Genomic DNA, 26,343 nt, shown 5'->3' on the forward strand with positions numbered 1-26,343 from the left:
TTACCTCGAGTAACGGATCGGGCCGGATTCGTCGCGGCTGCGAACACGGCCTAGACCCGTGTCGTCAGGTAGTCCCGCAGCAGTCGGCGCACCTCGTCGGATGTGAGTTGTTCCGGATACGTCACTGCCTGCAGCGTGAGTCCGTCGACGTAGGTGTGCAGTTCGGCGACGGCGTTCTCGTCTGCGTCGCTTCCGAACGAAAATCCCGGCGAGTTCGGCAGATCCAGATCGCGCAGGTGCGCCCAGGCGAGTCGGCACAGGTACCGGCTTCCGAACCAGCCCGCCGTCTTGAGGGCGGCCAACCGTTCGTCGAATCGGGCTCGGACGATCGCCTCGAGCCATACCGACGCTTCGACGCGGCGATTCTCGTCGAGTGGGAGCATTTCTTCGAGGACTCGGATAGCTCGCGCCAGGCCGTCGCCCTCGGTGGGGTGTGCTTCCAACCGATGCACGATGCGCTGCGTCATCGCCTCGGCTGCGAACAGCACCAGTTCTCCCTGGTCGGAGAAGTAGTACCGCAATGATCCGGGGGAGACGTCGGCCTCGGCGGCGACGCTGCGTACCGTCGCCCCGTTCATGCCCGCTCGCTCGATCACTCGCCAGACGGCGGCGACGATCTCTGCTCGGCGAGCTTCGTGGTCGACGATCTTCGGCATCGGTCTGTTCTAGCACGTGGAATTTTTTCCGATACAAATGTGCGGAATCACTGTTATGGTACAGCTGTGTTTTTTAATCTGGTCGGGCTGGCACTGGTGGACAGCATCGGTGTCGGCACGCTCGTCGTCCCCCTGTGGATGATGGTGCGGCCGTCGTTCCGGGTTCAAGTGGTTCTGTTGCACCTGGGCGTTCTGGGGCTGCTCTATCTCGGGGTCGGCATCACGCTGTTGACCGTGGTCGGTGATGGGAGCGCTGCTTTTATGACCCATGCCGTGCCCGGCGATGCCTGGGTGCGGTTGGCGGTGGGTGGTGTCGTTTTGCTCGCGGGGCTCGTCTGCGACCGTCGGCGTCGACGCCCGAGTGGTGCGTGGTGGATGCGGGCACCGGCAGGCGCGCAAGGGGTGGTCCTCCTCGCTGTTGCGGTGGGCGCGGTCGAGGTGGCGACGATGCTGCCTTATTTCGCCGCGATCGAGGCGGTGGCCGCGTCCGGCCGGGGGTGGACATTCTCGGTCTCGATTCTCGCGGTCTACGTGTTCACGACCCTGCTACCGGCTCTGGTTCTGCTCGCCGCCAGAGTCGCTGCATCGCAACTTGTTTCGTCACTTCTCCGGCGTCTGATGCACCGCGTCGAACGCTGGAGCCAGGACGTGGTGGGAACGGTACTGATCGTCGTGGGTGCGCTGCTTGTCGCAGACGCGGCCGTCGAGATGAACCTGGTGTGACGTCGGCCCCGGTCGACCCAACGAAAGGATGCGTCATGAGGGCAGGAAAATTTCGGACAGCCGATGCGCGCAGCATCGTCATGATTGTCGTCGGCGCAGTGTTGGCGCTGTTCTTCTGGGACGTGCGGGTGTTCTGGTTCCAAGGCGGCCCACTCGGCTGTGTCCTGATGGTCCTCGCTGTGGTGGACGTATGGGACTCGCGGCGCGCCACCGACAGGCGCGGAATTGTCGGGGAGTTACGCGATGACATTTTCGGACGCGAGGATTCGACCGACACACCGGACCGCGATGGTCGACGGTGACTGACGTCGCTGCGACGGTACTGAATTTTCGGTCCCCGCGTGATAAACAGGTCCGGGGGTCGACAGCTGTTCGATAACAGGCGATGCGGTGCTGAGTGGATGGTGGTGACCTGGTGGCGAGCAGTCTGGATGCGAAAGCCGCGGCTCACTCGCGTCGGCGTGGCCTGACTGCAGTCGGCACTGCCGTATCGATTCTGGGTCTGGTGGCCGGTTGGGGTGTCGTCTTCTTCATCGGTCTGGTTGGTGCGCTGTGGCGTTTCCGCGAGCCGAACGCGCCTGCGCCAGTACTCACACTGTCGGATCAATGGATGGACCTTACGGTCGGCCTGGTTCAGGTGGCGATAGGGGCCGCGGCGATCGCTGCGGTGTATTTCGTTCGTCGTCGCACGTTGCCCGCGGTATGGCCGATGCGTCGCGGTACTGCGCTCGATGCGGCGATCACCTGGTGCGCCGCGATCGGTGCTGCGTCCGCATTGTTGCTCGTGCTGTCTCGGATGGATGTGCTCCGCTTCAGCTTCTCGGTTCCGGCGTCGGTCGAATCCGATTGGCTTGCAGTGGTTTCCGCGCTGGCCGTGGGTCTACGCGAGGAGCCGATTCTGGTGGCACTGCCGGTCTTGCTGCTCGTGGGCAGACTACCGATTTGGGCGATCATTGCGCTGTCGGCGACGATGCGGGGCCTCCTCTATCTGTACTTCGGCGGTGGCGGTTTTCTTTGGGCTCTGTGCTGGGGTGCGGCGGCGGTGTGGGTGTTCTATCGCTACCGAAGGCTGTGGGTGTTGATCGCAGTGCATGGTCTGGTGATGAACGTTCAGGTGTTCGATCGCGTGATTCCGTCCGACAATGCCGCAACGATCATGCAATGGGTCAACATCCTGATCTTGTTCACCGCGCTGTTGTGGTGGCTGACCCCGAGGGCGCTCGAGGCGTTTCTGCCGAACACGGTGGCTGTTCGTTACGGCGATTCGACTGTCGAGACAACTCCGATGGTGGCCGAGGTCGTGCTCAATCCCGAGAAGCTCGATCCGGATACACCCAGACGAAACCCTCCCGTCAAGCCCTGACCATTCGGGCTTCGAGGCAATCCCAGTCCGGGTCGAACCGGGTGGATCCGTCCACTTCGAACCGATGCTTGCGATAGAACGCACGCGCGCGGTCGTTGCCCGCAGCGACCCACAGATACGCAGAGCCGGCTCGGTGGCCGATTACGTCGACCAGTAATTTGCCGGCGACGCCGGTCCCGTGATGTGTGGGCAGAACGTTCAGTGACCACAATTCGGTTTCTGCTGGTGGGTTTTCATCGCGTGGCGGGCCACCGGTGGCGAAGCCGACGATGCTACAACTGGCGACGTCCACTGCGCATCGGGTCCGGATCCCGCGCGCGGAGGCGTCGTCGAGATCGGCGATGATCTGCTCCCACCGTTCGATGCGGTGTTCGGGCCTCATCGCATCGAGCTTGGCGCTGTTCATCATTCCCGTGTACGTCGACTTCCAGATTGCTACGTGAGCGGTGCCGAGCGGCTCTTCATCGCCCGGTCGAACGTCGCGGATCGAGTAGCTGCCCATAGTTCGGTTGTACCGATCTGGTTCGCCGGAATCAATCCTTTTTCGACGGAACACCGCTGCGTAGAACTCCCACACGAGGCATTAGTCCCCCGACTAGGCGTTGCCAGGACGGTCGTTTGCAGCCCTCGCGTGCATAGCCGCACGCGTGCGATCCCGGACGGCCAGGCCGGCGGCGATCATCGGTTCTGTGGACCGCAAGCTGCGGCACAACACGAAAGCACCTTCGAGGCTCGTCAGGCATCCCAGAGCCAGGCTCCGACATACTTCGTTCGGCAGGTCGGTTGCGGCGAACCACTGTGTGAGGCCATCGATCCAGCCGGTGAATACGGCTTCCGTTGCGAGACGCAATCGTTCGTTGGTGCTGGCCACCTCGAGTGCGATGGTTTCGATCGAGCACGCCTCGGTGTAGTCGAGTTCGACCAATAGTGTTGCGGCCGAGGCGAAAATCTCGGGTATCCCGTCCACGACATCGGTGACGGCGGCTAGTTGTCGTCCCACCAAGAGGCCGTAGCGCACGCCCTCGGCATAGATGACCTCCTCGCTGATCTGTTCTTTTCCGCCGGGGAAGTGGTGGTAGATGGACCCGAAGGGGGCGCCGGACGCTGCGGCGATTTGCTTCAATCCGGTCGCGGTCATGCCTTGACGCCGGTACAGCTCGCCGGTTGCGTCGAGGATTCGCGCACGAGTGTCAGTGGCCATGAATATCGTCCTTGCCTCCGAGGATGACTCAGTGTAGCTTCCGATTCACTAGAACGATCTATCCAGTGGAGGATCCGTGGAGCGAATCGAGCTACCGGCCGGACCGATCGACTACCTCGACACCGGCGGTGATGGCCCGGTGCTGGTTTTCGGACATGGGCTACTCATGAACGAGACTCAGTGGCGCAAAGTGATCCCACTCCTCGGCGGATATCGCTGCATTGCTCCAACGCTGCCGTTGGGCGCACATCGGAGCCCGATGAAACCGGAGGCCGATCTCACGCAGCGCGGTATCGCACGGATCATTGCCGACTTCCTCGAGGCCCTCGACCTCACCGATGTGACGTTGGTTCTCAACGACAGCGGCGGCGGACAATTCATCGCCTCCGACGGCCGCGCCGATCGAGTCGGACGTTTGGTCCTGGCGTCGTGCGAAGCCTTCGACAACTTTCCGCCGCTGCCTGCCCGACCGGCAGCGGCGCTGTGCCGAGTTCCCGGCGGCACCTCGCTGTTTCTGCGACTGCTGGCCACGAAGTTCGTTCGACACAACAAACGCGCATGGGGCGGGCTCAGCAAGCATGGGATCCCCGACGAGGTGCTCGACGACTGGTTCGCGCCTGCAACGCGCAACGCGGAGATCCGCCGCGATCTGCGTAAGTTCGCCACCGGCACACCATCGCGAAAGACGTTGCTGACGTGGGCCTCTCGGCTCTCTACGTTCGATCGCCCGGTCCTCGTGATCTGGGCGAGGGAGGACACGATGATGCCGCTCATCCATGCCGATCGGCTGCGAGAGTTGTTTGCCGACGCACGTCAGGTGCTCATCGACGACTCGTGGACACTCATTCCGGAAGACCAGCCCGAACGGTTCGCGGCTGCCCTGCGAGAGTTCGTCCCGGCCGACCCGACACGCGTGACTTCTCGGTGACCCCATGATCGCCGAGGCCGGGGTCACGTTGTAGTCGTATCGATCCTGACGCCGAATGCGCGTGACATCTCTTGTCGGACCCCTCTCGTAAGATCGAATACATGTTCGATACCGGGGGGTGGGGAGTGGCGGAAACGCCACCGGTCGATGACTGTATTGCGGGGTTTCTCGACGTCATTGCGCTCAACCGTGTCCACGAGAACCTTGCTCGGGCAGGGACCGTACTCGCGTACTGCGACGTACTCGAGATGCGACTCGAGGCTGCCGAAGCCGCCGGTGGCGATCCGGGCGAGACGGTCCGCGGCGCGTTGTGCGACTTGGCCGTGACGATGACCGGCACGCGTCGCGATGCGTCGGTGGTGCACGACGTCGCGGAGCGTCTACATCGAATGCCGTTGACGGCCTTGCGTTTCGTGACCGGAAGCTTCGACTGGTCGACGGTGGTCACGATCACCTCGGTGTTGCATCGCGCCAGTGACGAGACCATCTCGAAAATCGAATACGAGGTCTGTGCTGCAGGGGGCCGAATGCGCCCGCAGGCCTTGCGGAACCGAATCTGGCGGTTGTGGATGAAGGCCGATCCGGACGGCGCTGCGCAGGCTCGCGAGACCGCGAAGTCAGAGGAAGTCGGAGTGCGGATCGATCGAACCGGTCCTGGCGGTATTTCGTCGCTCATCGCGAAGATCACGGATCTCGAAGCGGCCGAAGCGGATGCGCTCATCGTCGAGATCGTCGGTACGGTCTGCAAGGACGATCCGCGGTCGACGGGGATGCTGAGGGCCGCCGGCCTGATGGCGCTGCTGCACGGCGAGCATTCGCTGGTCTGTCAGTGCGATCTCGGCGACGAATGCCCGGTTGCCGGTGCCGCCGATGATCTCCCTCCTCGGCGCGGGCACCTCCTGCAGATCGTGGTGGCGGTGGAGACGCTGCTGGGACTGTCCGCGGAGCCCGCCACCTTGGCGGACGGGACCCCCATCGACCCGGAGGTAGCGCGCATCGTCGCCGCCGACGCGAAGTGGCAGGCAATGCTGACCGAGTTGGTCGACATGCTCAAGCCCGAGCAGGACAGGCGCGACGAGCGCCGCCCGAAGGGCGACGGTCCTGACATCGACGGTCCGGACGACAACGGCCCCGCCACCGACGGCCCCGCCGACCACGGCCCGAACGGGCATGGTCCGGAAGATGAAGATCCGGATGACGACACCCCGGATGACGACGGCGGCCCTGACGATGGTCCGGACAACAACGGTCCGGACAACAACGGTCCGGACAACAACGGTCCGGACAACAACGGTCCGGATGGTGATGGCGATCCCGACGACGGACGCGGCGGTCCCACCGGAGGCAACGACCCGGACGACGGTCGAGGTCCCTCGATCAAGGGCTCGGATTACTCGGCTGATCCGCGCAATCGTGACGATCCCGAAAACCCTGACGACCCGGTCGGTCAGTCTCCACCCGGCTTCCTCTTGTTGCGCAGAGTTGTGGGCATCGGCCGGGTGCGCAGTGCCGCCCAGCTTCCGCCGATACGCGGCATATGTGCCCAAGCTTGCCCGCCGGCCAATCGGATTCTGGGGGAGGAGTCTGTCCGCGATGGGCTTGTCGCACGCTGGCTCGGGTGGATTGCCGAACGGCCCGAGCGCGCGCGTGGGATTTTTCCTGACGGTCATGGCGGAGAATGTGTTCCGCCGCGAGCCGCGGTGACCTATCGGCCGAGCGCGCGCGTTGCCGCCTTCGTTCGGACGGCCTATCGCACGTGCACGTTCCCCAACTGCGACGTGCCCTCGGCCCGGTGTCAGATCGATCATATGGTCCCGTTCGACAAGGGCGATCCGGGGCGTGGCGGGTGGACGATCGTGACCAATCTTCAGCCGGTGTGCATGTTTCATCATCAGGCGAAGACCTCGAAAGCGTGGTCGGCGGTGATGCTCGCGGGAGGGGCAATTCTGTGGTCGAATTCGCTGGGTCTGCGCGCGGTCACGCTGCCGGAGTTCTCGATCGCGTCGCCTACTGGACGCCGCCGTCGCCGGAAGAAGTCGGCTGAGAATGCGCTGTCCCCGTTCGAACCCACCCGATGGGAGCTCGAGTACAACGGGTCTGCACCGCCGACACTCGCGGACTTCCGTTCTGCGTCATCGGACATTGCACGGAAGGAACTGGCAGAGAAGAGACGTGCCTACCTCGGCCACTGCCGCGTCGTACACGTGCGCATTCGAGAAGGCCACGGGCGCTGCGATCCTGCGCCCTTTTGAACAAAGACTGTCCAGGGTGTGGTCAGAACCGCACACCTGCTACCTTGAACGCCGTTCAAGTCTTTGGGGCAGGTGACCGCCCCACTCCCCGAGGAGCCACCCATGTCAGATGTCGACAGCAGTACTCGTCCGCCGAGCCGTAAGGTCAGCCGAATGAACGTCTCCGCCCGCGACATGGCGCAGATCGCAGTGTTCGCAGCGCTCATCGCTGCTCTCGGCCTGCCTGGATCGATCACGGTGGGCTTCTCCGGTGTCCCCATCACCCTGCAGACCCTCGGCATCATTCTGTCCGGCGCGATCCTCGGTGCCCGGAAAGGCACTGCCGCGGTCCTGGTGTTTCTCGCGCTGACGATGATCGGCCTCCCACTGCTGGCGGGTGGACGTACCGGGCTGTCGGCGATGGCCGGGCCCACCGTCGGTTACCTCATCGGTTGGATACCGGCGGCGTTGCTGATCGGCTGGCTCACGGCCCGCATCCTGCCGAAGTACTCGATCGCGCTCGGACTGGCGATCAATGCCGTCGGCGGCATCGTGGTGGTGTACGTCTTCGGGATCATCGGTCTGATCCTGCGTACCGACGTCGGCGTCTGGGCCGCGATCACGTCCAATGGCCCGTTCCTGCCCGGTGACATCGCGAAGGTCGTCGTCGCTACCGTCGTCGCCAAGAGTGTGCACCGCGCATACCCGGGCCTGATCAAGGCGTGACTCTCGAGCTGGGAGGTCGAGGCAGCGACAGCGTGAATGGCCGGGCCGACGACCCGGCCATCGTCTGGTCGGGTCGCACGCTCACCTACGCCGACCTCGACGAAGCCGTCGAGCAATGGCCTCACCTCCCGGTGCACGGGGCTCGATCACACGACGCATCAGCACTCGAGCTACCCGAGGCGCTGATCTGCGTTTTTGCGGCGGCGCGGCAGGGAAGTGCGGTGCGAGTCGAGGATCCGGCCACCCGTCCCGAGCGCCCTACCCACACCGATCCTGACGCTTTTCTGCTGGTCGCAACCTCCGGCTCCACCGGACGCCCCAAGCCGCTCGAGCGCACTGCCGCGTCGTGGGTCGACAGCTTCCCCGAGTTCACCGAGATCACCGACATCCGCCCCACCGATTCGGTGCTGATCACCGGACCGCTGCACGCCACGATGCACCTGTTCGCCGCTGTGCACGCACTGTGGCTGGGGGCGTGCGTCACCGATGACGCCGCGCAGGCCACTGCTGTCCACGCGGTGCCTTCGGTACTCCGTGACGTCCTTCGCCGGATGCCTCATGCGCGGGTTGCCGTAGCGGCCGGGTCTGGCCTTGATGACGCTGCCGCGCAAAGGATCTCGGCGCAGCACATCAGGCTGGTCGAGTACTACGGCTCAGCGGAACTGTCGTTGGTGGCTGCGCGGGTCGTGGGCGAGCACGCGTCACTGCGACTGCTCCGCGATGTCGAGGCGCGCACCGAGGACGGGTTGTTGTCCGTCCGCTCGCCGTACTCGGCACTCGGTGCCACTGGCTGGTGCAGCGTCGGTGATCTGGCCGACCTCAGTGGCCGTGAACTGCTCGTCCACGGTCGGGGGGACGCGGCGATCAATGTCGGCGGCACCACCGTCGTTGCAGAGGACGTCGAGCGCATCCTGACCGCACTCGACGGTGTTCGAGCCGCGGCCGCCATCGGGTCTCCCCACGCGGTGCTGGGTCAAACCGTCTCTGCCGTCATCGAACTCGACGGATCCCGTGACCTCGACCTCGTTCGCGCCGACGCCCGCGCAGTTATGACCAAGGAGGCACTGCCGCGACGATGGACGGTGGTGCAGCAGCTGCCCCGTACCGCGAGCGGCAAGATCGCCCGGAAAGCCCTGCTGTGAATGTCCCTGCTGTGAGTACTCCCGTGATCGTTGCGGCCAAACGGACCGCGATCGGCATAGCTGGTCACGGCTTCGCTGGAATCACTGCATCGGGCCTCGCTGCGCCGGTGCTCAATGCCGTTGCAGCAGAGGTCAGTTCGCTCGACTTCCCGATCGACGACGTGATCCTCGGCAACTGCCTCGGCCCCGGCGGCGACGTTGCGCGTGTGTCGGCGCTGCTCGCGGGACTCGGTGTCGACGTCCCCGGCGTCACCGTCGACCGCCAGTGTGGATCCGGACTCGACGCCGTCATGCAGGGAGCGTCGCGGATCCGCAGCGGCGACGACACGTTGATTCTGGCAGGTGGCGTCGAATCGGCGAGTACGAGTCCATGGCGGTTCTGGCCACCGGTCGACGGTGCAGAACCGGTTCGATACACCCGAGCTCCGTTCGCTCCCAAGGGTTTCGATGATCCTGACATGGGCGTTGCGGCAGACGATCTCGCGCGTAGGTGTGGAATCGACCGGCAGCGGCAGGACGAGTACGCCGCACGTTCCTTCGCACGAGCCGCGGCACACGACTTCTCCGCCGAAATCGTCCCGATCGGACAGATGAGCGCCGACGAGCGCATCCGCCCCAACATGACTGCCCAGCGCTTGGGCAGACTGCGTCCCACATTCACCTCCGACGGCACCGTCACTGCTGGCAACTCTTGCGGAATCTCCGACGGTGCAGCCGTTCTGGCGATCACCACGGCCGATCGTGCCGCCGGTTTGCCGGCACTGCGCATTCTCGGCAGCGCGGTCGCCGGGTCCGATCCGGCACTTCCCGGTCTGGGCCCGGTACCTGCGATCGAGAAGCTACTCGGGCGTACCGGGGTGTCACTCGACGACATCGGGGTCATCGAGATCACCGAGGCGTTCGCATCGGTGGTGCTCGCGGTGTCGGATGCACTGGGCATCGACGAAGAGCGCATCTGCCCGGAGGGCGGGGCCATCGCGATGGGCCATCCGTGGGGCGCGTCGGGCGCAATCCTGTTGGTGCGATTGGCGTCTCGAATGCTGCAACCGAGTGGTCCGGCACAGGGATTGGCGGCCTGCGCCATCGGCGGCGGGCAAGGAATAGCGATGTTGGTGGAGCGAGTGACATGAGCAGGGTTACATGAGCAGCATCAAGTTCGAGAACATTTCCCACTCCTTCGGGGAGCGGCAGGTGCTACATGGCATCGACCTCGAATTCGACGAGCGTCGGATCGGCATCATCGGATCCAACGGGTCGGGAAAGTCGACCCTGGCTCGGATGATCAACGGTCTGATCAAGCCCGACACCGGCCGCGTCACGGTGGACGGCGTCGACGCCGCGAAGAAGGGTGCGCAGGTTCGCAAGAAGGTCGGGTTCGTCTTCACCGACCCCGACTCGCAGATCGTCATGCCCACAGTCGCAGAGGATCTCGCGTTCTCTCTGCGTAGGTCCGGGCTGAACAAGAAAGAGGTCGCCGACCGCGTCGACGAAATCCTCGTCCGCTTTCGACTGGATCAGCATCGCGATCATCCGGCGCACCTGCTCTCCGGTGGACAGAAGCAATTGCTCGCGATCGGTGCCGTATTGATCAGGCGGCCGGAGGTGGTTGTTGCGGACGAGCCAACCACGTTGCTCGATCTGCGCAACGGACGCGTCGTCGCGCAGGCTCTGGATTCGATGGATCAGCAAGTCGTCGTCGTCACTCATCAGCTGGCTCTGCTGGACAGCTTCGAGCGTGTCATCGTCATCGACGACGGCCGCGTCGCGTTCGACGGTGCCCCCGCCGCAGCGGTTCCGGCGTATCGGGAGCTGATCGGGTGATCGGTCTCTACCGCCCCGGTACATCGCTGCTGCACCGAATGAGCCCGGGCTGGAAACTGCTGTCGCTCATATTTGCCATTTTGGCGACCGTGATCTTCGCGCGCACCCCGCTCGAGGTGGGCGTGGTGGCTCTGGCGGTCGCCGCCCTGTTCGCGGTTGCCGGAATTCCGGCGAAAGTCGCACTGGCGCAACTTCGTCCGGTGCTGTGGATGCTGCTGATCATCGGCGTGTTCCAGATACTGATCACCACGTGGCAGCGCGCGGTGGTGGTGTGCGGGGTGCTGGTGATCTCTGTTGCTCTGGCGGCATTGGTCACGCTGACCACCCGGGTGACCGACATGCTCGATACCGTCACGAGAGCACTCGGACCGACCCGGCGCTTCGGCGTCGACCCGGATCGCATCGGACTGCTGCTGGCCCTTGCCATTCGGTGTATCCCGCTGCTGGCCTCCATCGTCCAAGAGGTGTCCCAGGCCCGCAAAGCGCGCGGACTGCAGTGGTCGATGACGGCTCTGGCAACCCCGGTTCTGGTGCGCGCCCTCCGCACCGCGGATGCGATGGGCGATGCCCTCGTCGCGCGCGGTGTGGACGACGACGGTGTGGACGACGACGGTGTGGACGACGACGGTATAGACGATGACGAGTGAGCTGCTCGCCGCGCGCGTTGCTTGGCATTCCGGGCGACAGGACGCGGCGATCGTCGACGCGACCGGCGAGATCACCTACCGCGAATTGTGGGATAGGGTCGAGCGCACCGCGGGATCGTTGACGGGCATGCGGCGGGTGGCGGTGCTGCCGACGTCGGACATCGGGTCGCTGGTCGTGGTTCTGGCGGCAATGCATGCCGGTGTGAGTGTTGTTCTGCTGCATCGACATCTGTTGCCCGAGGAATTCGCTGACGCCACCGGGGTGTGCAGGCCGTCGCTGTTCGTCGCGCATCGGCGCCAGCACGCGAGACTGCACGGGTGGGGTGCAGACAGTGTTCTGGCGCCCGAACAACTCGACAGCGGCCGTGTCGCGCCGATCGATCCGCCTGCGCACACTGCCGAACTGCTCGTGGGCATCACCTCGGGAACGACCGGACCACCCAAATTGTTCGTCCGTGATCAGGCGTCGTGGGCAGCGACCCTGGATCGCTCCGATGCTCTGTTCGAGCTCGGGCCGGGCGATCGAGTGTCTGCATCGGGCACTCTCGATCACACACACTTTCTCTACGGTGCGTTGCACGGGCTCACCCGCGGTGCGACGGTGGACCTACGGAAGGCGGCGATCGCTCTCGAAGATGCTCCGACACATCTGTATTCGGTACCCACCATCGCCTGGGACATCGCTCACTCCAACGCCCGCTATCCCGGCGTCCGCGAAGTGCTCTCGTCTGCGGCGCGATGGCCGCTGTCGGGCCGTGTGGCATTGGCGACGGCGCTACCGAACGCAACCATCACGCATTTCTACGGTGCATCGGAACTGAGCTTCGTCTCGTACGACCGTCGGACTCCTGGCGGCGTGGGGGTCGAGGGGGCGGAGGTGGAAGGCGCGTTGTTCGGTGGGGTGGAGGTGGAGACCAGGAACGAACTGTTGCACGTGCGCAGCGATATGCTGTTCGCCGGCTACCTGAGCCGAGTGGGCGACCACACCACCGTGACGAGCGGCCCGGTCGACGGGTGGATGACGGTCGGCGATCGCGGCAGCGTCGATGAGGGTCGACTGACGTTGCTCGGCCGCGGCAGCGAGACGATCGTTCGAGCCGGACTCACGGTCGAGCTGCCCCCGATCGAAGCGGCACTGTTGTCGATCCCCGGTGTTCTCGATGCAAGCGTTGTCGGCGTTCCCGACGATCGCACCGGTGAGGTACCTGCGGCGGGAGTGGTTGTAGCCCAGGCGAACTCATCCACTGCGGCGCAGATACGTCGGCATGTGCGCTCGATGTTGCCGGGCCCGAGCCTGCCCGTGGTGATCGCCGTCGTGGACGCCTTGCCGCGCACACCGCGCGGCAAGCTCGACCGTCAGGCCTTGGGGGCGACCTTGGCCACGGTGCGGACCGTCGGCTCGCCCGATGCGCCGGTGACCACGAACCAGACGGTCAACGCGCCGCCTTCGTAGCGGTGGCGCAGGGTGACGTGTTCACTCGCGAGGATCGGGGTCAGGTACTCGATCACGGCGCGGTGCGCAGACGCCGCCAACTGGGGCAGCTCGACCAGCAGCTCCTCGATCGCGTGCCAGTACGCCGCATTGTTGAGGTGGTTGAACGGGTCGATATCGGTTGCGCGCAAAGGGAACTTCACGTCCGTGTGCGATTCCGCCGGTACCGGCTCGGTCAGCCATGCCTTCCACCGCAACCGGTGCTGATCGGTGGTTCTGGCCAGCATCTCGAGTGCCCCGTCGCTGATGCGGGTCGGCATGCCGGTGGCCTTGCTGATGTTGATCCAGAAGCCCTCGGTTTCGATGCGTCCACCCTTGGGGGTCGTCAGCGCCACTCGCATATTGGACCAGCGCGTCGACATCGACGAACACCACCGACGCATGTGCACGTGGTCCGGAAAGTGAATGGGCTCGAAGACGTCGATGACGGTCCGCCGGACGATCCACACCGGATCGGTCTTGCCCAGGGGAGTGGCGTCGAGGTTGTCGAAGCCGATGTCCTGCAGATAACGAGCGACTCCGTCGAACCGCAGTCGGTTGGTCGGATCGATGTCGCCCGTCCGCACCGGCCAGTTGGTCTCGAAGCCCTCACCGGGTGGCGGCTCCGGTGCCAGTTCGTCGTCGAAGCCGGCCGGTTCCACGCGTGCATTGGTCACGACCGCACTGTACGCGCGCACCTAGACGATGTGACGGGCGCGCATTCCGTCGAACACCGGTGCCACTCGAACGACGTCGCCGCGTTGGGGTGCATGCACCATCTGGCCGTTGCCCATGTAGATCGACACGTGTCCGGGGCCTGCAGGTCCGAAGTTTCCGAACAGCAGATCGCCAGGTTGCGCGAGCTCCATCGGGATCTCGGTGCCAACGTTCCACTGAGTTTCCGAGGTTCGGGGCAGGGTCACCTTGCCGCCCGAGGCCTTGAACAGGGCGTACGACGTCAGACCGGAGCAATCGAATCCACCGCCGGACGGGCCGTTGATGTTTCCGCCACCCCATACGTAGGGCAGCCCCAGGTAGTCCATCGCCAATTGCACTGCCCGGCCGCCCATTCCGGTGAGGTCGAGCCCCGCGAACGGGGTCAGTATTGCGGCGAACTGCGCCTCGGTCGCCCTGATGCGGGCCACGTACGGCTTGGTCTGTGTCTCGTAATCGACTGTGCCCGAAGGCATACCACCTGATCGGAGCACCGCGCCCGCGCCCGCGTTGTATCCGGCGAGGGTCAGGTCCAGCGTGTCACCGGAGACCTTGCCCTCTCGCTTCCAGCCGTCGACCTGCCCGTAGATATCGCACAGCATCGTGCCCGACGCCATGACCGCGTCTCCGACGCTGTTGACGTCGACCACGCCGTTGCCGTCGTAGTCCTTGCCGTAGGTTGCCCACGTGCCTGGCATGAACTGCCCCGGTCCCTGCGCGCCGGTGCTCGAAACAGGCGCAGTCGGCCCGTACCGAAAGCCGTTCTCGGCGGCATAGAGTGCGGCGATCGTGGTGCCTTTGACGCCTCCGCAGATGTTGCCTGCCTTCTGCAACCACGGCACGAAGGCGGTGATGGCTCCCACTGCACCCAAACCGATAGGGCCCACATTGATACCGGTGAACGTCACGGGCAGCCCGGGAAAGAGCGCGCGCCGAATGGCTTCGGCGGACGCCATGAACGCCGTCTGGGTGGCGATATCTGCTGCGGTGTACGTGCGGCCGGCGAACTGGACTGCACCGGCACCGAGTGCGGCTGCGGTGGACGACAGAGCAGTGGACGAGAGTGCATTGGACGAGAACACGCTGAACGGAAGTGGGGCAGACGGGGAGCCGGCGGCAGTCACAGCCGCAGCGGCGGTGGGGAGGGCGGCCAGTGCATCTTCCGGCGCGGTCGGCACCGCTGCCTCTGCGTCGGCTGCTTCTGTGCCGGCTGCTTCTGTGTCAGCTGCTTCGATGTCTTCTACGGTCGGCAGGTTCGGGAGCATCGGTTCGACGGCAGTGTGCAGGCCGTCGGCGGCGTCGGACAACGTGCGATCGGCGATGTCTGCGGCCGGCTGGGGCATGGTGCCCAGGAGTTCGGTCCACTGATCGCTCATCGTCTTCGCTTGATCCCCGGCGTTGGCGGCAATTTCTGCCGCCTGATCCGTCACCGCCTGATCGGGAATCGGAGCCGGGGCGTCAGTTCCGGCAACAACACCGGCGGCGGACACGATGACGGCAACGATGACTGCGAATGGATCGCCTGCCATGTATCGACTCCTGCTACTCGAACGATCTTCCCCGAGCCAGGAGCTGTGATCAGTCTCACTCGGGTGCTGCACCCATCATGCACGGTGCAGTCGATCGACTCATGAGTTTTGCGAAACTGTCAGAGCAGCGAAACTCAGAGCAACGAGGTCCAGTAGTCCGAGAACCGGATTCCGATGAGCGCGATGACGATTGCGTACCACACGGCGAGCAGCGTCCACCGCCATTCGAGGAAGAGACGGCCGATCGTGCCCGGGCCTTCGTCTGTGGTGCTGGAGGCGGTACTGATCATGCGGCTCAGAGCGAGCACGAACAGCGGCATCGTCACGGCCCACACCACCATGCAGTAGGGGCACAGTGCGCCGATCTCGTACAGGCTCTGGACTATCAGCCAATGCACGAACACTTCACCGAGCAGCAGGCCGCCGCTCATGCCGAGCCAGAACCAGTGCGGTAGTACGACGCGGCCGAGCAGAAGCACCCCGGCGACGAGCGCAACCGCGAACGCGGCGATGCCCAGGATGGGGTTCGGGAAGCCGAAGAGCGCAGCCTGTTTCGTCACCATCACCGAACCGCACGAGAGCACCGGATTCAGGCTGCACGACGGTACGTACGACGCGTCCTCGAGCAACTTGAATCGCTCGATCGTCAGCGTCAGTGCAGCGAGTAACCCGATCGCGCTGAAGACGGTGAATACAGCAGCGCCTGCGCGGGTTCTCATGCTCTGGTACCGGTTGCTGCTCAGTTACCGGCTGCGGCTGCGGCGGCGAGGATGTTCTCGGGAGTCGGGTTGGAGACGTCGGTTCCGTTGACGCGCACGCTCGGCGTGCCGTTGATGCCCTCGCCGATGACGGACTGCGTCTGGCTGGTGACCCAATCGGTGTAGCTGCCGTCGGTGATGCACGACGCGGTGGCGGGGGAGTCGGCACCGGCGGAGGTGGCGATCTCGACGAGCTTGTCGTCGGTCAATCCGGTGCCGTTCTCGGCAGGCTGCTCCGCGAACATGGCGTTGTGCCAGTCCATCCAGCTGTCCCGGTCGTTCTCGGCGACGCAGATGGATGCGCTCGCGGCACGCGTCGAGTACATCGTGCCGTTCGAGAAGCGGTCGAGAATGGAGATGGGTCGGTAGTCCACCGCGACGTTGCCCGCGTCGGCCACCTGCTGCAATGTCGACCCGCTGATGGACTCGAAGTTCTTGCACGCCGGGCACTGGAAGTCCTCGACGACACTGATGACGGTGGTGGCGTCGGGATTACCGAAGCGGATGGCACCGGTGTCGGTCAACGAAGTGGGCGTCAGCTGCTGGCCCGGTGACGAGCTCGCGGCGGGAGTTGCCTCACCCGACGTCGAATTCCTGTTGACGATGAACAAGGCAATTGCCGCAACGAGTGCGATGAGAACCACTGCGACGACGATCTGGATCAGCGTGCGGCGATTCTTGTCGCCGTTCTGCATTGCTCTGATGTCTTTCGATGCCTTGTTGCTGGTGTTCACGGCGACCAGTTTATGCAGGGCAACCTGAGTGTCAGATGAGAGCAGTGTCAGATAAGAGCGGTGTGACATAAGAGCGGTGTGAGATATGAGCGGTGTCAGATATGAGCAGTGTCAGATGAGAGCGGCCAGTCGTTCGATGGCGAATCGGTATCCGTCGATGCCGAGTCCGGCGATGACGCCGCTTGCAATAGGTGACACGAAGGAGTGGTGCCTGAATTCCTCGCGGGCATGCACGTTGGAAATGTGCACCTCGATGATCGGTACCTCCGGGATGACGAGTGCGTCGCGCAGTGCCACCGAGGTGTGTGTCAGTCCACCGGGGTTGATGACGATGCCCGACGCCACCCCGCGGGCCTGGTGAATCCAGTCGATTATCTGTCCCTCGTGGTTGGACTGTTCCGCTTTCACTGTGAGTCCGTGGTCGGCGGCGGTCTTCTCGCACAGGGCGACGACGTCGGCGAGGGTGGCGTGGCCGTAGACCTCGGGCTGCCGGGTGCCGAGCATGTTCAGATTCGGACCGTTGAGCACCAATAGCTGTTTGGCCATGACGTCACTCACTTTCCTGCTCTACGACTACCGCGCCTGGAAACAGACCGAGTCGATCATTCCACAGCGTGGTTGACACAATCGTCCGGTGAGTACTGGCAAGACAGTCTGGGTGGTGTGGGGCGTCGGCGTCTTCGCCTACATCGTCGGGGTGCTGCATCGGACGGCGTTCGGGGTCGCCGGTCTGAGCGCTGCAGACCGATTCTCGGTCTCGCCGTCTCTGCTGTCGTCGTTCGTGGTGTTGCAGGTGATCGTGTACGCCGCGATGCAGATCCCGGCCGGTGTGCTGTTGGATCGGATCGGTTCGCGCAGGATGATAGCCGCGGGCGCGCTCATCATGGCGTCGGCGCAGATCACCCTCGCACTCACCGAGTCGCTCCCGGTCGCGGTGGCCGCTCGCGCGTTCGTCGGCGTGGGCGACGCTCTCACGTTCATCTCGGTGTTGCGGTTGGTGCCGCGCTGGTTCTCCCCGCGGCGGGTGCCGATCGTCTCGCAGCTGACCGGTCTGCTCGGCCAACTCGGTCAGGTGCTCTCGGCGGTTCCGTTCCTGATTCTGTTGAACGGGCCGGGCTGGACGTTTGCCTTCGGCAGTGCGGCGGCCCTCGGGCTACTCGCCCTCGTGTTGGTTCTGACGCTCGTCAGAGATCGCCCCGACGCAGACACGGCACCGGAACCTGACCCCACGTCCCTGCGGCAGACTCTCGCCTCCATCGCCGAGGTGTGGCGACGCCCCGGCACCCGGCTCGGCTTTTTCTCCCACATGGGCACCCAGTTCTCGATCACGGTGTTCGCGTTGCTGTGGGGTGTGCCGTATCTGACGTCGGCGCAGGGCCTGTCGGCGTCGACGGCCGGAGCGTTGCTGACGGTGTCGGTGGCGGCCGCGGTGGCGTCGGGCATCGTGGTCGGTCTCCTCACCGGGCGTTACCCGATGCGACGGTCGTGGCTGGTGCTCGCGATCATGATCAGCAACGCCATGATGTGGGCCATCGTGCTGTCGCTTCCCGGGCCTGCGCCGCTGTGGTTGCTGGTGCTGCTCGTCGTGGTGATCTCGGTGGGTGGTCCCGGTTCGGTGATCGGTTTCGACCTCGCCCGCACGTTCAATCCGAGCGCAAATCTGGGCACGGCTCAGGGGATGGTGAACATCGGCGGGTTCCTGGCGTCGCTGTTGGTGATAGCGGCGATCGGTTGGATTCTCGACGCGATGGGCGGCTACACCTTCGACGGCTTCCGGGTTGCCTTGCTCGTTCAGTTCCCGGTGTGGATCGTCGCGATCACCGGAGTTCTGCTGACGCGCCGCAAGACCAGACGAGTGCTCGCGGCGGAGGGAATTCATCCGCACACGATGCGTGAGGTGCGTGACCGGATTCGCCGCAAATAAACCTTTGCACAGACGGCTTTCTGCGAGCATGCTGGTGGTCCGAATATTGTTGTAGGACACAAGCAAACGCTACGTAAAGGTGCACTAAAGAGATGGTAACCGAGCGAGAAGTGACTCCCGCGAGCGGCGAATATTCGCACCGCGAGATCATGACCATTCTGTCGGGCCTGATGATGGGCATGTTCCTCGCTGCCCTCGACCAGACCATCGTCTCGACGTCTGTGCGCACCATCGCCGACGATCTCAACGGGTTCTCGGTTCTGGCCTGGGTGACAACGGCCTACCTCATCACCTCGACGGTCTCGACCCCGCTCTACGGCAAGCTCTCCGATCTGTACGGGCGCAAGCCGTTCTTCATGACGGCTATCTCGATCTTTGTCGTCGGGTCCATGCTGTGCGGCATCGCGACGTCGATGTACGAGCTCGCCGCCTTCCGCGCGATCCAGGGCCTCGGTGCGGGTGGTCTGATGTCGATGGCGTTGGCCATCATCGGCGATATCGTGCCGCCGCGTGAGCGAGCCAAGTACCAGGGCTATTTCCTGGCCGTCTTCGGTACCTCCAGTGTGCTCGGGCCGGTCATCGGTGGGCTGCTCGCAGGGCAGTCGTCGATCCTCGGAATCACCGGTTGGCGTTGGGTTTTCTACATCAACGTGCCGCTGGGCATCATCGCACTCGTCGTCGTGTGGCGGGTGCTGAACCTGCCGGTGTACCGACGCGAAGCACGCGTTGACTAGTGGGGCGCAGTTCTGCTCAGTGTCGGGCTCGTGCCGCTGCTCATCATCGCCGAGCAGGGTCGTGTGTGGGGCTGGAGTTCACCACGAGCGTTGCTGTGCTTCGGAATCGGCATCGTCGGCGTCATCGCGTTCGTGCTCGCCGAGATCAAGATGGGCGACGACGCCTTGATCCCCATGCGCTTCTTCCGAAACCCGTTGTTCTCGTTGTGTATTGCCGTCAGCGTCATCGCCGGGGCCGCGATGTTCGGTGGTATCTCTCTGCTGCCGCAGTATCTGCAGGTCGTCAAGGGATCCTCGCCCACTCTGGCCGGCTATCAAACCCTGCCGCTCGTGGGTGCACTGATGGTCGCGTCGATCGTGTCGGGTCGGATGATCTCGAAGACGGGACGCTACAAGATCTTTCCGATTGTCGGCACCGCGTTGATGGCCATCGCGATGTTCACGTTCCACTACGTCCACGCCGATACTCCACTGTGGCAGACCATGGTCGTCATGGGCGTGTTCGGCCTCGGTCTCGGTTCGATGATGCAGCCGCTGACGCTCGCGATCCAGAACGCGATGCCGCCCAAGGACATGGGTGTATCGACTTCAGCCGCAACGTTTTTCCGCCAGATCGGTGCGACGGTGGGTGTGGCGGTGTTCCTGTCGATGCTCTTCACTCAGCTGACCCCGAAGACCGGCGATGCACTGATTGCCGCGAGCTCGACGCCGGCATTCCAGCAGGCGGTGCAGACTGCAGCAAGCAGTTCCGATCCCCTGGAATCCGGTTTCGCCCGCGCCATTGCGTCGGGTGACGCCTCGGTTGCCGGAAGTGCGTTGCAGGACAGCTCGTTCATCCAGAAGCTCGAACCCGCACTCGCCGAACCGTTCCGGATCGGCTTCTCGGATGCCATGGACTATGTGTTCCTGGCCGTGTCCATCCTGATGGTCATCGGTTTCGTGCTGGTGCTCTTCCTGAAAGAGGTGCCGCTGCGCACGATGTCGGGGCTGGCTGCCGCGCAGCAGCAGCGAGACGAAGAGAAGGCGAACGAGGCGGGTACGGGACTACTTTGATGCTGTGAATTCCGGGTGTCCACGCCCGAGCGTCGAGGCCACGGCCGGCCATCCGACGTCGAAGGACCCGGATTGTCCACGGCAACGACCGTTCGCGGACCGGCAAAGGTGGCGGGCTTTGCGCCGATCGCGGCTGAGCAAGCTCACTCGTTCACAGCAACCTCGCAGGCTGCTCCCAGGTCGGTCGACGGTCCATCGCACACTCTCGTAGTCGACAACTTCGACGAACAGGATGTGCGATGACCGCCCAAATCGACCGACCGGCCGCGATACTCCCGTCGCATGCCCGCCAGCCGTCCAGGCAGGACAGCTGGTGGTATCGCCGCCGCCACCTGCTCGGGCTGCTTGTTCTACTCGCGGCCACGGCAACGCTGTACCTGTGGAACCTGACGGCAAGTGGCTACGCGAACACCTTCTACGCCGCTGCAGTGCAGGCCGGGAGCAAGGACTGGACGGCGTGGTTCTTCGGTTCGCTCGACTCCGAGAACTTCATCACCGTGGACAAGCCGCCGGCCTCACTGTGGGTGATGGGCCTGTCGGCCCGTCTGTTCGGGTTCTCGAGCTTCAGTCTGCTGCTTCCGCAAGCCTTGATGGGTGTCGCCGCCGTGGCGACGGTGTATGCCGCGGTCAAGCGGGTCGCGAATCCCACTGCCGGCTTGCTCGCCGGCTTCACGCTGGCGTCGGTGCCGGCGGCGGCGTTGATGTTCGACTTCGACAATCCCGACGCGTTGCTCGTGCTGCTCATGACGCTCGGCGGCTACTTCGTCGTGCGCTCTCTGCAGACCTCGGCCGGTCGACGGGCCGCGATGTGGCTTGCTTTCGCAGGAGTAGCGCTGGGATTCGCGTTCCTCACCAAGATGCTGCAGGGCTTGCTGGTGCTACCGGCCTTCGGGCTGACGTATCTGGTTGCCGGACAGGCACAATTGCGCGCCAGACTGCTGCATCTGGTCGGTGCGTTCGCGGCGCTCTTAGCCGCCGCCGGTTGGTGGGTGGTGACGGTTCAGCTGTGGCCGGAAAGTGCTCGCCCCTACATAGGCGGGTCCACCGATAACACCGTGATGGATCTGGTGCTGGGATACAACGGACTGGGTCGCATATTCGGCAACAGCGGTGGTGGCGGTGGGATGAACTCCGGCGCTGCCGGATCGAGCTTCGGTGGGTCGACCGGATTGGATCGCTTGTTCGGCAGTGAAATGGGAATCCAGATTTCGTGGCTGATCCCTGCTGCCCTGGCGGCGCTGGTCTTCGGACTGATTGCTCGCGGCCGCGCGCCGCGGACCGACCTGCTGCGTGCGTCCCTGATTCTTTGGGGCAGTTGGTTCTTGGTAACGGCGCTGATCTTCAGCTACATGTCGGGCACGATTCACCCGTACTACACCGTGGCGCTCGCTCCTGCACTTGCGGGCATGATCGGAACCGGCGGCCATGCACTGTGGCTTCGACGCGAATCCATCTGGGGCAGAGCGGGTATGGCGACGATGATGATCACGGCAGGTGCCTGGAGTTGGGTGCTGCTGAACCGCAACACAGACTGGCTGCCGGCCTTGAAATGGATTCTGTTGGTCGGGACCGTTCTCGCTGCTGTGATGATCTTGGCGGCCGGGCGATACAAGAAGCTCACGGCTGCAGCACTGATCCTCGGCGCTGTTGCGGGATTGGGCGGCGGAGCGTCGTACGCCATTGCAACGACCACCAATGCGCACAGCGGATCCATCCCCACCGCAGGCCCGACCGGTGCAGTCACCGACGGCGGCATGGGTGGAATGCCGACCGGAGCAATGCCGACCGGAGCAATGCCGACCGGAGCAATGCCAACCGGCGAAACGTCGGACGGTGGAATGCCTGCTGGGGCGCTGCCGGCCGGTGCCGTGTCGGGGGACGCTGTGCCGGGCGATGCTGCAGACATGACGCGCGGCATGCCCAGCATGGGCGGTGGCATGGGCGGTGAGACCAACGAGGAGCTGACGGCTCTGCTCGAGTCCACGACCGCAAAATGGTCTGCTGCAGTGAACGGTTCGCAGTCTGCCGCGGGGTACGAACTGGCATCCGATACGGCAGTGATGGCGATCGGCGGTTGGAGCGGTGATCCTGCGCCCTCGCTCGACGAGTTCATCGAGTACGTCTCCAACCATGAAGTCGCCTATTACGTTTCGGGCGGAATGGGTGGCGGAATGGCGCGCGGGGGAGTGAGCGATGACTCCACGAGCACCTCTTCGCAGATCCAGGCATGGGTCGAGGCGAACTTCACCGCCAGTACCGTCGGCGGCGCGACGGTGTACGACCTCAGCACCTACACGGGCTGACACCCGCGACACCGATGACGCTGTGTGCAATCCATTCGTTCCGATCAAAAGGGTGGTGGTTCGTCGTCGGGTGCCGGCACCTGTCTTGGAGCCGGTTGCGGTTCGGCACGCTCTAGGGTGGATGTATCAGGCTCGAGCGCTTGGCCTTTGGGCCTGCGATAGATGGTAGGCAGGTGGCCGAAGTCTGCGAGTTGGGTCGTTCCGGGAACAGTGATCGCTGTGGTGCCGGCGTTCGAGACCCAGAACTCGACACCATCGGCGAGCATCACTGGAGTCCACAGGCCCATGGTCTCGAGGCTGTGGTGATAGCGGCACAGGCAGTGCAGATTGGAGTCGATGGTCCACCCGCCGTTCGCAGGATCGCGATGAAAATACGGCACGATGTGGTCGATCTCGCACTGCTGAGCCGCCGCATCGCAGCCCGGGTGCCGACATGTGCGGTCGCGGAATCGAATGCGTTCTGCGAGTGCGGCACTGGGCCGATAGACCAGCGCTCCGGGTGGCGGCAGAGCGAGACCGCCGTGACCGTCCGGGTGCAGCGCGAGCCCAAGGGCGGGATCGGCCACAATCGCCGCTTCGAGTTCGGCAACGAAGGTGTAAGTGCCGCGATATGGCGTGGCGACACAGCTGTTCCGCGGTGGACGCGGGGCATTCTGTGAGCGCGGCGGTCGAGGAACAGAACCGCCGACACGACGACGACCGCGTCCCAGCGGGTTGAACACCACATGCGACCCGCTGCCCCTGGGCCTGCTGCTCTTCGTCTTGCCTACCTTTGACGCGCTCCGCTTCGATCCGCGGCTCTTCGATCCGCTGCTGCTGCCGCTGTCGGCCCTGCTTTCGGCACCCTTGTCTGCAGTACCTGCGCCATTCTCGGTACCTGCGCCACTCTCGGAGTCGAGGTCGATCAGTGACGCCAGGTCTTCGCCGAAACCGAGTGTCTCGGCAAGGTTGCGCGCCTCGGTGAGAAGAATCTGCCAATGCGCGTTGTCGGCCAATTGGCGGGCGTACTCGGCGTCGCTGGGTCCGTGGCCGGCCAGGTGAGCAGGATTGGACAGCAGCCCGGCGAGAGTGGCGAGGTCGACGGTGATCACCGTCAGCGGCGTACGCCGATCGGGGCGCACGGTATCGGCCGTGCACGGATTGTCGTCATCGGGTTCGCACATGCATGACATCGACGACTCCTGATGCAGCAGAGCAATATACGCGGCCGCACGCTTCTGACCCTCGTTTCGCGTATCTCGTCGGCAGACGGTAGCAGCCATTTCGTTGATCAACTGCCAGGCAGCGGCGGCGTCGGCCGCAGTGAGGTCGGCTTTGAGCGTCGACAGCACATCTTTGCCTGTATAGGTGACGTTGGTGTGTCGCTCGAGGTCCTTGCGTAGAGCGGCAGCCTGCTCGGGCACGATGCGGTACATGATCGACCAAATTTCTGTCGCCAATGGACCGGGCGACAGGCGTCGGGCAGCGTGCAGAACCTCGCCTTGGACAGCCGTCGCCGCGTCCTGCGTCAGATTATGAATACAGCGGTATATCGCACGGACCCGAGGCAAATCGAGTTCGCCGGCCTCGAATGCGGCGGCGACAGCAGGAAGCCGAAGCCGAAGATCCATCCCGACCTCGGCGTACGTGTTCGCGACAGTCTTCGAGCAACCCAGAACGTGCGCAATTTCGGAAGCTGCATAGTTGCCCGCGTCCTGAATGACATCACCGACGAGCACGTTCTGATGGATGCACGAGTCCCAGATCGCGGCGGCCAGAGCGACCTTGCGAGCACACGCTTGATTCTCCAGAATCGTGACATCTCGAATCTCGGCCAACGAACCAGGCGCGATGTACGGCTTCGATTGCGGCCCGAGATAGGCCGCGAATCGACTGCACGCAGATGTGGTCACTGTGTCTTCGCCCCCCGGCAGGTGTTCCAACAAAGAATAGAACGTATGTTCGATAGTATCGAGATGTGAACCGGCTGTCAACCCCAATTATATTGGAATGAACAAGGATTGGAGATAGAAGATCTATACACCCACCCACCGACAACATTGTTTGACCCTGACACCGCGTCAGGCTTCGTGATGGTCGACGCCAATGCCCGGGCACACGGCATCGAATCCGAGGCCGCCACCTGGCCTCACTCCGGCACTAGTGTGAATCGCTCCAAGACCACCTGAGTGTCGTCGTTCACGGTGAAGTTCGGATCTTCCAGTTCCTCGCGAACCTCGGCCGACTGCCAGAATCTTTCGTGTCCGGCCCGCCACTGCGCCACATCGGCGTATCCCTCACCCTCGTCGAGCGCGTGTTGCAGTGAAACCTCACGTAGCGCAACGATATCGACGGCAATGGTTTCGATGATCCCCACCGTCAGCCCCGCCGAATCCACCACCGCGCCGCGTTCGCCGACGCTCGGCAGCTCCTCGTCGGCGTACTGAACCAACAGGCTTGCCGTGCTGGTCTTCGCACCGGACAGCACGGCCGCAACCAGCGTGTCCCGTAGTGGACCCGGGTAGGCGAACTCGACTATCGGCAGATCGGTCACTCGCGCATCATATTTCGAGATCGGCCCACACCAGTCGATGGTCCGAGGGGTGCTCGGCCTGATTCGGCCAGTACACCTGCGAATCGACCACAGTCAGATCGTCCGACGGCAGCACATAGTCGACGCGAAGGTCACCCGGCGTCGGATCTGCAAAATCGGCTGTGTCCGTTCCATGTTCACCCGAGGTCGGTGCCGGATCCTGTACTCGTGGCAGATCCAGGACCTGAGCGATGGCACCCGCAACCGAGTCCCCGTCGACCGGATCGCTGTTCTGATCACCCAGCATCACGAACGAGGCACCCTGTTCCAGCCCGCCGCGCACGCCCTTGTCGTCGTAGAGGTAGTCCGCGCCCGAGATGTAGTCGGCGCTGAGCCGGATCTCGTCGTGATTGCGCTTGCCGTTGCGGTCCTCGGGACCATCGAAGGACGGGGGAGTGGGGTGTGACGCCAACACGTGCAGGGTCTTGCCGTTCACGTCGATCGGCACGTCCCAATGCGATTTGCTGGAGAGCCGCAGAGCGTCGGACACCTCTCCGTAGTAGTCACGCGGCAGCAGGGAATCCGGCATGTCCTTCCACAGGAAGTTCTGGAACGTGCGTACCGATTCGGTGTCGATCGGAAACTTCGAGAACACGACCATTCCGTACTGACCTGGGAATTGTCCGAACCCCCAGGCATCGCCCGGGCCGCCGAGCGCGCCGTCCTTGTCCAGATCGAGCTCCGAGTCGACGCCGGTGTTCACGGGGGCAGTGAACGAATACGGGTACTGCTTGTCCAGATAGTTGTCGTTGAACAGCGTCACCGCAGCGTCACCCGAGTAGTCGAACTCGTTGATCAACAACACATCCGGTGAGTTCGCGGAGATCACATCGGCTGCCGCGCGAGCCTGCGCGTTCTCGCTCTGCAGGTCGCTCACCAACTGCCCGAGGGCGGGCCGGTTCAGGCTGGCGTTGAACGTCGCCACCCTGATGCTCGACGGTGCATCGGTGGCGGTATCTGCAGAGGAGCAACCGGCAGCCATGAAGGCCAGGGTAACGGCGACGGCTACGAGTCTCGGCATTTTCACATTCCGCACCGTAGAGACGGCAAGCGAACGTAAGGTTACGAATTAACAAGCAAGCGTGCTTGCTTTTTTATCGTGCCTTTGTGAAG

24 protein-coding genes and 1 pseudogene are annotated in these 26,343 nt (G+C 64.0%); 14 read left to right on the forward strand and 11 right to left on the reverse strand.

The features are described from left to right. Positions 1-50: 50 nt before the first annotated feature. A complete protein-coding gene (locus QM797_RS17885) occupies positions 51-656 on the reverse strand; it encodes a TetR/AcrR family transcriptional regulator (RefSeq protein WP_283277022.1) in 606 nt (201 codons plus the stop codon). A 66-nt stretch (positions 657-722) separates the two neighbouring features. Between QM797_RS17885 and QM797_RS17890 the strand changes: the two genes are divergently transcribed. The 3 genes from QM797_RS17890 (at position 723) to QM797_RS17900 (ending at position 2,742) form a co-directional block, all read left to right on the forward strand. Further along, a complete protein-coding gene (locus QM797_RS17890) occupies positions 723-1,379 on the forward strand; it encodes a GAP family protein (RefSeq protein ID WP_283277023.1) in 657 nt (218 codons plus the stop codon). A gap of 35 nt (positions 1,380-1,414) precedes the next feature. Then, entirely contained in the window at positions 1,415-1,681 is a 267-nt protein-coding gene (locus QM797_RS17895) for a hypothetical protein (protein ID WP_283277024.1), read from the forward strand. A 113-nt stretch (positions 1,682-1,794) separates the two neighbouring features. Beyond that, positions 1,795-2,742 (forward strand): CPBP family intramembrane glutamic endopeptidase, encoded by a 948-nt coding sequence (locus tag QM797_RS17900; RefSeq protein ID WP_283277026.1) that lies wholly within the window; start codon positions 1,795-1,797, stop codon positions 2,740-2,742. Here QM797_RS17900 and QM797_RS17905 read toward each other — a convergent pair. Then, the gene (locus QM797_RS17905; RefSeq protein ID WP_283277027.1) at positions 2,732-3,244 is read right to left on the reverse strand and encodes a GNAT family N-acetyltransferase; all 513 of its coding nucleotides are present in this window, start codon (positions 3,242-3,244) and stop codon (positions 2,732-2,734) included. The two genes, QM797_RS17900 and QM797_RS17905, sit on opposite strands and share 11 nt — an antisense overlap. Positions 3,245-3,337: 93 nt before the next feature. Continuing rightward, entirely contained in the window at positions 3,338-3,943 is a 606-nt protein-coding gene (locus QM797_RS17910) for a TetR/AcrR family transcriptional regulator (protein ID WP_283277028.1), read from the reverse strand. A gap of 76 nt (positions 3,944-4,019) precedes the next feature. Between QM797_RS17910 and QM797_RS17915 the strand changes: the two genes are divergently transcribed. The 8 genes from QM797_RS17915 (at position 4,020) to QM797_RS17950 (ending at position 12,891) form a co-directional block, all read left to right on the forward strand. Beyond that, positions 4,020-4,871 (forward strand): alpha/beta fold hydrolase, encoded by an 852-nt coding sequence (locus QM797_RS17915; protein WP_283277029.1) that lies wholly within the window; start codon positions 4,020-4,022, stop codon positions 4,869-4,871. 101 nt (positions 4,872-4,972) lie between these two features. After that, positions 4,973-7,123: an HNH endonuclease signature motif containing protein gene (locus QM797_RS17920; RefSeq protein WP_283277030.1), complete on the forward strand. Its 2,151-nt coding sequence runs from the start codon at positions 4,973-4,975 to the stop codon at positions 7,121-7,123. Between the two features lie 102 nt (positions 7,124-7,225). Beyond that, a complete protein-coding gene (locus QM797_RS17925; protein WP_283277031.1) occupies positions 7,226-7,828 on the forward strand; it encodes a biotin transporter BioY in 603 nt (200 codons plus the stop codon). Beyond that, entirely contained in the window at positions 7,825-8,970 is a 1,146-nt protein-coding gene (locus tag QM797_RS17930; protein WP_283277033.1) for a class I adenylate-forming enzyme family protein, read from the forward strand. The genes QM797_RS17925 and QM797_RS17930 overlap by 4 nt, the downstream gene beginning before the upstream one ends. 11 nt (positions 8,971-8,981) lie before the next feature. Beyond that, entirely contained in the window at positions 8,982-10,100 is a 1,119-nt protein-coding gene (locus QM797_RS17935) for a thiolase family protein (protein ID WP_283277034.1), read from the forward strand. Positions 10,101-10,110: 10 nt separating this feature from the next. Further along, positions 10,111-10,791: an energy-coupling factor ABC transporter ATP-binding protein gene (locus QM797_RS17940; RefSeq protein ID WP_283277035.1), complete on the forward strand. Its 681-nt coding sequence runs from the start codon at positions 10,111-10,113 to the stop codon at positions 10,789-10,791. Beyond that, complete coding sequence (locus QM797_RS17945; protein WP_283277036.1) at positions 10,788-11,438, forward strand: energy-coupling factor transporter transmembrane component T family protein; 651 nt, start codon at positions 10,788-10,790, stop codon at positions 11,436-11,438. Before QM797_RS17940 ends, QM797_RS17945 begins: the two co-directional genes overlap by 4 nt. Next, positions 11,428-12,891 carry an AMP-binding protein gene (locus tag QM797_RS17950; protein WP_283277037.1) on the forward strand — a complete coding sequence of 488 codons (1,464 nt, stop codon included), beginning with the start codon at positions 11,428-11,430 and terminating at the stop codon, positions 12,889-12,891. Before QM797_RS17945 ends, QM797_RS17950 begins: the two co-directional genes overlap by 11 nt. Here QM797_RS17950 and QM797_RS17955 read toward each other — a convergent pair. The 5 genes from QM797_RS17955 to aroQ form a co-directional block, all read right to left on the reverse strand. Next, positions 12,795-13,586, reverse strand: a complete 792-nt coding sequence (locus QM797_RS17955) for an acyl-[acyl-carrier-protein] thioesterase (RefSeq protein WP_502942359.1) — start codon at positions 13,584-13,586, stop codon at positions 12,795-12,797. The two genes, QM797_RS17950 and QM797_RS17955, sit on opposite strands and share 97 nt — an antisense overlap. 21 nt (positions 13,587-13,607) lie before the next feature. Continuing rightward, positions 13,608-15,152 (reverse strand): NlpC/P60 family protein, encoded by a 1,545-nt coding sequence (locus tag QM797_RS17960; RefSeq protein WP_283277038.1) that lies wholly within the window; start codon positions 15,150-15,152, stop codon positions 13,608-13,610. Between the two features lie 134 nt (positions 15,153-15,286). Beyond that, the gene (locus tag QM797_RS17965; RefSeq protein WP_283277039.1) at positions 15,287-15,871 is read right to left on the reverse strand and encodes a vitamin K epoxide reductase family protein; all 585 of its coding nucleotides are present in this window, start codon (positions 15,869-15,871) and stop codon (positions 15,287-15,289) included. 20 nt (positions 15,872-15,891) lie between these two features. Next, the gene (locus QM797_RS17970) at positions 15,892-16,644 is read right to left on the reverse strand and encodes a DsbA family protein (RefSeq protein ID WP_283277040.1); all 753 of its coding nucleotides are present in this window, start codon (positions 16,642-16,644) and stop codon (positions 15,892-15,894) included. Between the two features lie 111 nt (positions 16,645-16,755). Continuing rightward, positions 16,756-17,190 carry a type II 3-dehydroquinate dehydratase gene (aroQ, locus tag QM797_RS17975; RefSeq protein WP_283277041.1) on the reverse strand — a complete coding sequence of 145 codons (435 nt, stop codon included), beginning with the start codon at positions 17,188-17,190 and terminating at the stop codon, positions 16,756-16,758. 88 nt (positions 17,191-17,278) lie between these two features. Here aroQ and QM797_RS17980 point away from each other — a divergent pair, with 88 nt between their 5' ends. From QM797_RS17980 to QM797_RS17990, 3 genes and pseudogenes are all read left to right on the forward strand, one after another. Next, positions 17,279-18,568, forward strand: coding sequence for an MFS transporter (locus QM797_RS17980; RefSeq protein ID WP_283277042.1), 1,290 nt, complete (start codon positions 17,279-17,281; stop codon positions 18,566-18,568). Between the two features lie 92 nt (positions 18,569-18,660). Next, positions 18,661-20,355, forward strand: a pseudogene (locus tag QM797_RS17985) (MDR family MFS transporter). Between the two features lie 239 nt (positions 20,356-20,594). Next, positions 20,595-22,658 carry a glycosyltransferase family 39 protein gene (locus QM797_RS17990; protein WP_283277043.1) on the forward strand — a complete coding sequence of 688 codons (2,064 nt, stop codon included), beginning with the start codon at positions 20,595-20,597 and terminating at the stop codon, positions 22,656-22,658. A 44-nt stretch (positions 22,659-22,702) separates the two neighbouring features. Here the strand turns inward: QM797_RS17990 and QM797_RS17995 are convergent, their stop codons facing one another. The 3 genes from QM797_RS17995 to QM797_RS18005 form a co-directional block, all read right to left on the reverse strand. Then, positions 22,703-24,550: an HNH endonuclease signature motif containing protein gene (locus QM797_RS17995; RefSeq protein WP_283277044.1), complete on the reverse strand. Its 1,848-nt coding sequence runs from the start codon at positions 24,548-24,550 to the stop codon at positions 22,703-22,705. 236 nt (positions 24,551-24,786) lie between these two features. Further along, on the reverse strand, positions 24,787-25,191 hold the full coding sequence (locus QM797_RS18000) for an ASCH domain-containing protein (protein ID WP_283277045.1): 405 nt from the start codon (positions 25,189-25,191) through the stop codon (positions 24,787-24,789). A gap of 7 nt (positions 25,192-25,198) precedes the next feature. After that, entirely contained in the window at positions 25,199-26,251 is a 1,053-nt protein-coding gene (locus tag QM797_RS18005; RefSeq protein WP_283277105.1) for an endonuclease/exonuclease/phosphatase family protein, read from the reverse strand. Positions 26,252-26,343: the final 92 nt, after the last annotated feature.

Origin of the sequence: Rhodococcus sp. IEGM 1381 (assembly GCF_030056795.1) — a bacterium.
In the GTDB taxonomy this organism is placed as follows: domain Bacteria; phylum Actinomycetota; class Actinomycetes; order Mycobacteriales; family Mycobacteriaceae; genus Rhodococcoides.

Bases quoted from the DNA above. Each gene is read 5' to 3' on its own strand.
- QM797_RS17925 (WP_283277031.1), top strand. From the start codon at position 7,226: ATGTCAGATGTCGACAGCAGTACTCGTCCGCCGAGCCGTAAGGTCAGC.
- QM797_RS18005 (WP_283277105.1), bottom strand. From the start codon at position 26,251: ATGCCGAGACTCGTAGCCGTCGCCGTTACCCTGGCCTTCATGGCTGCC.
- QM797_RS17965 (WP_283277039.1), bottom strand. From the start codon at position 15,871: ATGAGAACCCGCGCAGGCGCTGCTGTATTCACCGTCTTCAGCGCGATC.
- aroQ (WP_283277041.1), bottom strand. From the start codon at position 17,190: ATGGCCAAACAGCTATTGGTGCTCAACGGTCCGAATCTGAACATGCTC.
- QM797_RS17950 (WP_283277037.1), top strand. From the start codon at position 11,428: ATGACGAGTGAGCTGCTCGCCGCGCGCGTTGCTTGGCATTCCGGGCGA.
- QM797_RS17960 (WP_283277038.1), bottom strand. From the start codon at position 15,152: ATGGCAGGCGATCCATTCGCAGTCATCGTTGCCGTCATCGTGTCCGCC.
- QM797_RS17885 (WP_283277022.1), bottom strand. From the start codon at position 656: ATGCCGAAGATCGTCGACCACGAAGCTCGCCGAGCAGAGATCGTCGCC.
- QM797_RS17895 (WP_283277024.1), top strand. From the start codon at position 1,415: ATGAGGGCAGGAAAATTTCGGACAGCCGATGCGCGCAGCATCGTCATG.
- QM797_RS17910 (WP_283277028.1), bottom strand. From the start codon at position 3,943: ATGGCCACTGACACTCGTGCGCGAATCCTCGACGCAACCGGCGAGCTG.
- QM797_RS17940 (WP_283277035.1), top strand. From the start codon at position 10,111: ATGAGCAGCATCAAGTTCGAGAACATTTCCCACTCCTTCGGGGAGCGG.
- QM797_RS17990 (WP_283277043.1), top strand. From the start codon at position 20,595: ATGACCGCCCAAATCGACCGACCGGCCGCGATACTCCCGTCGCATGCC.
- QM797_RS17920 (WP_283277030.1), top strand. From the start codon at position 4,973: ATGTTCGATACCGGGGGGTGGGGAGTGGCGGAAACGCCACCGGTCGAT.
- QM797_RS17905 (WP_283277027.1), bottom strand. From the start codon at position 3,244: ATGGGCAGCTACTCGATCCGCGACGTTCGACCGGGCGATGAAGAGCCG.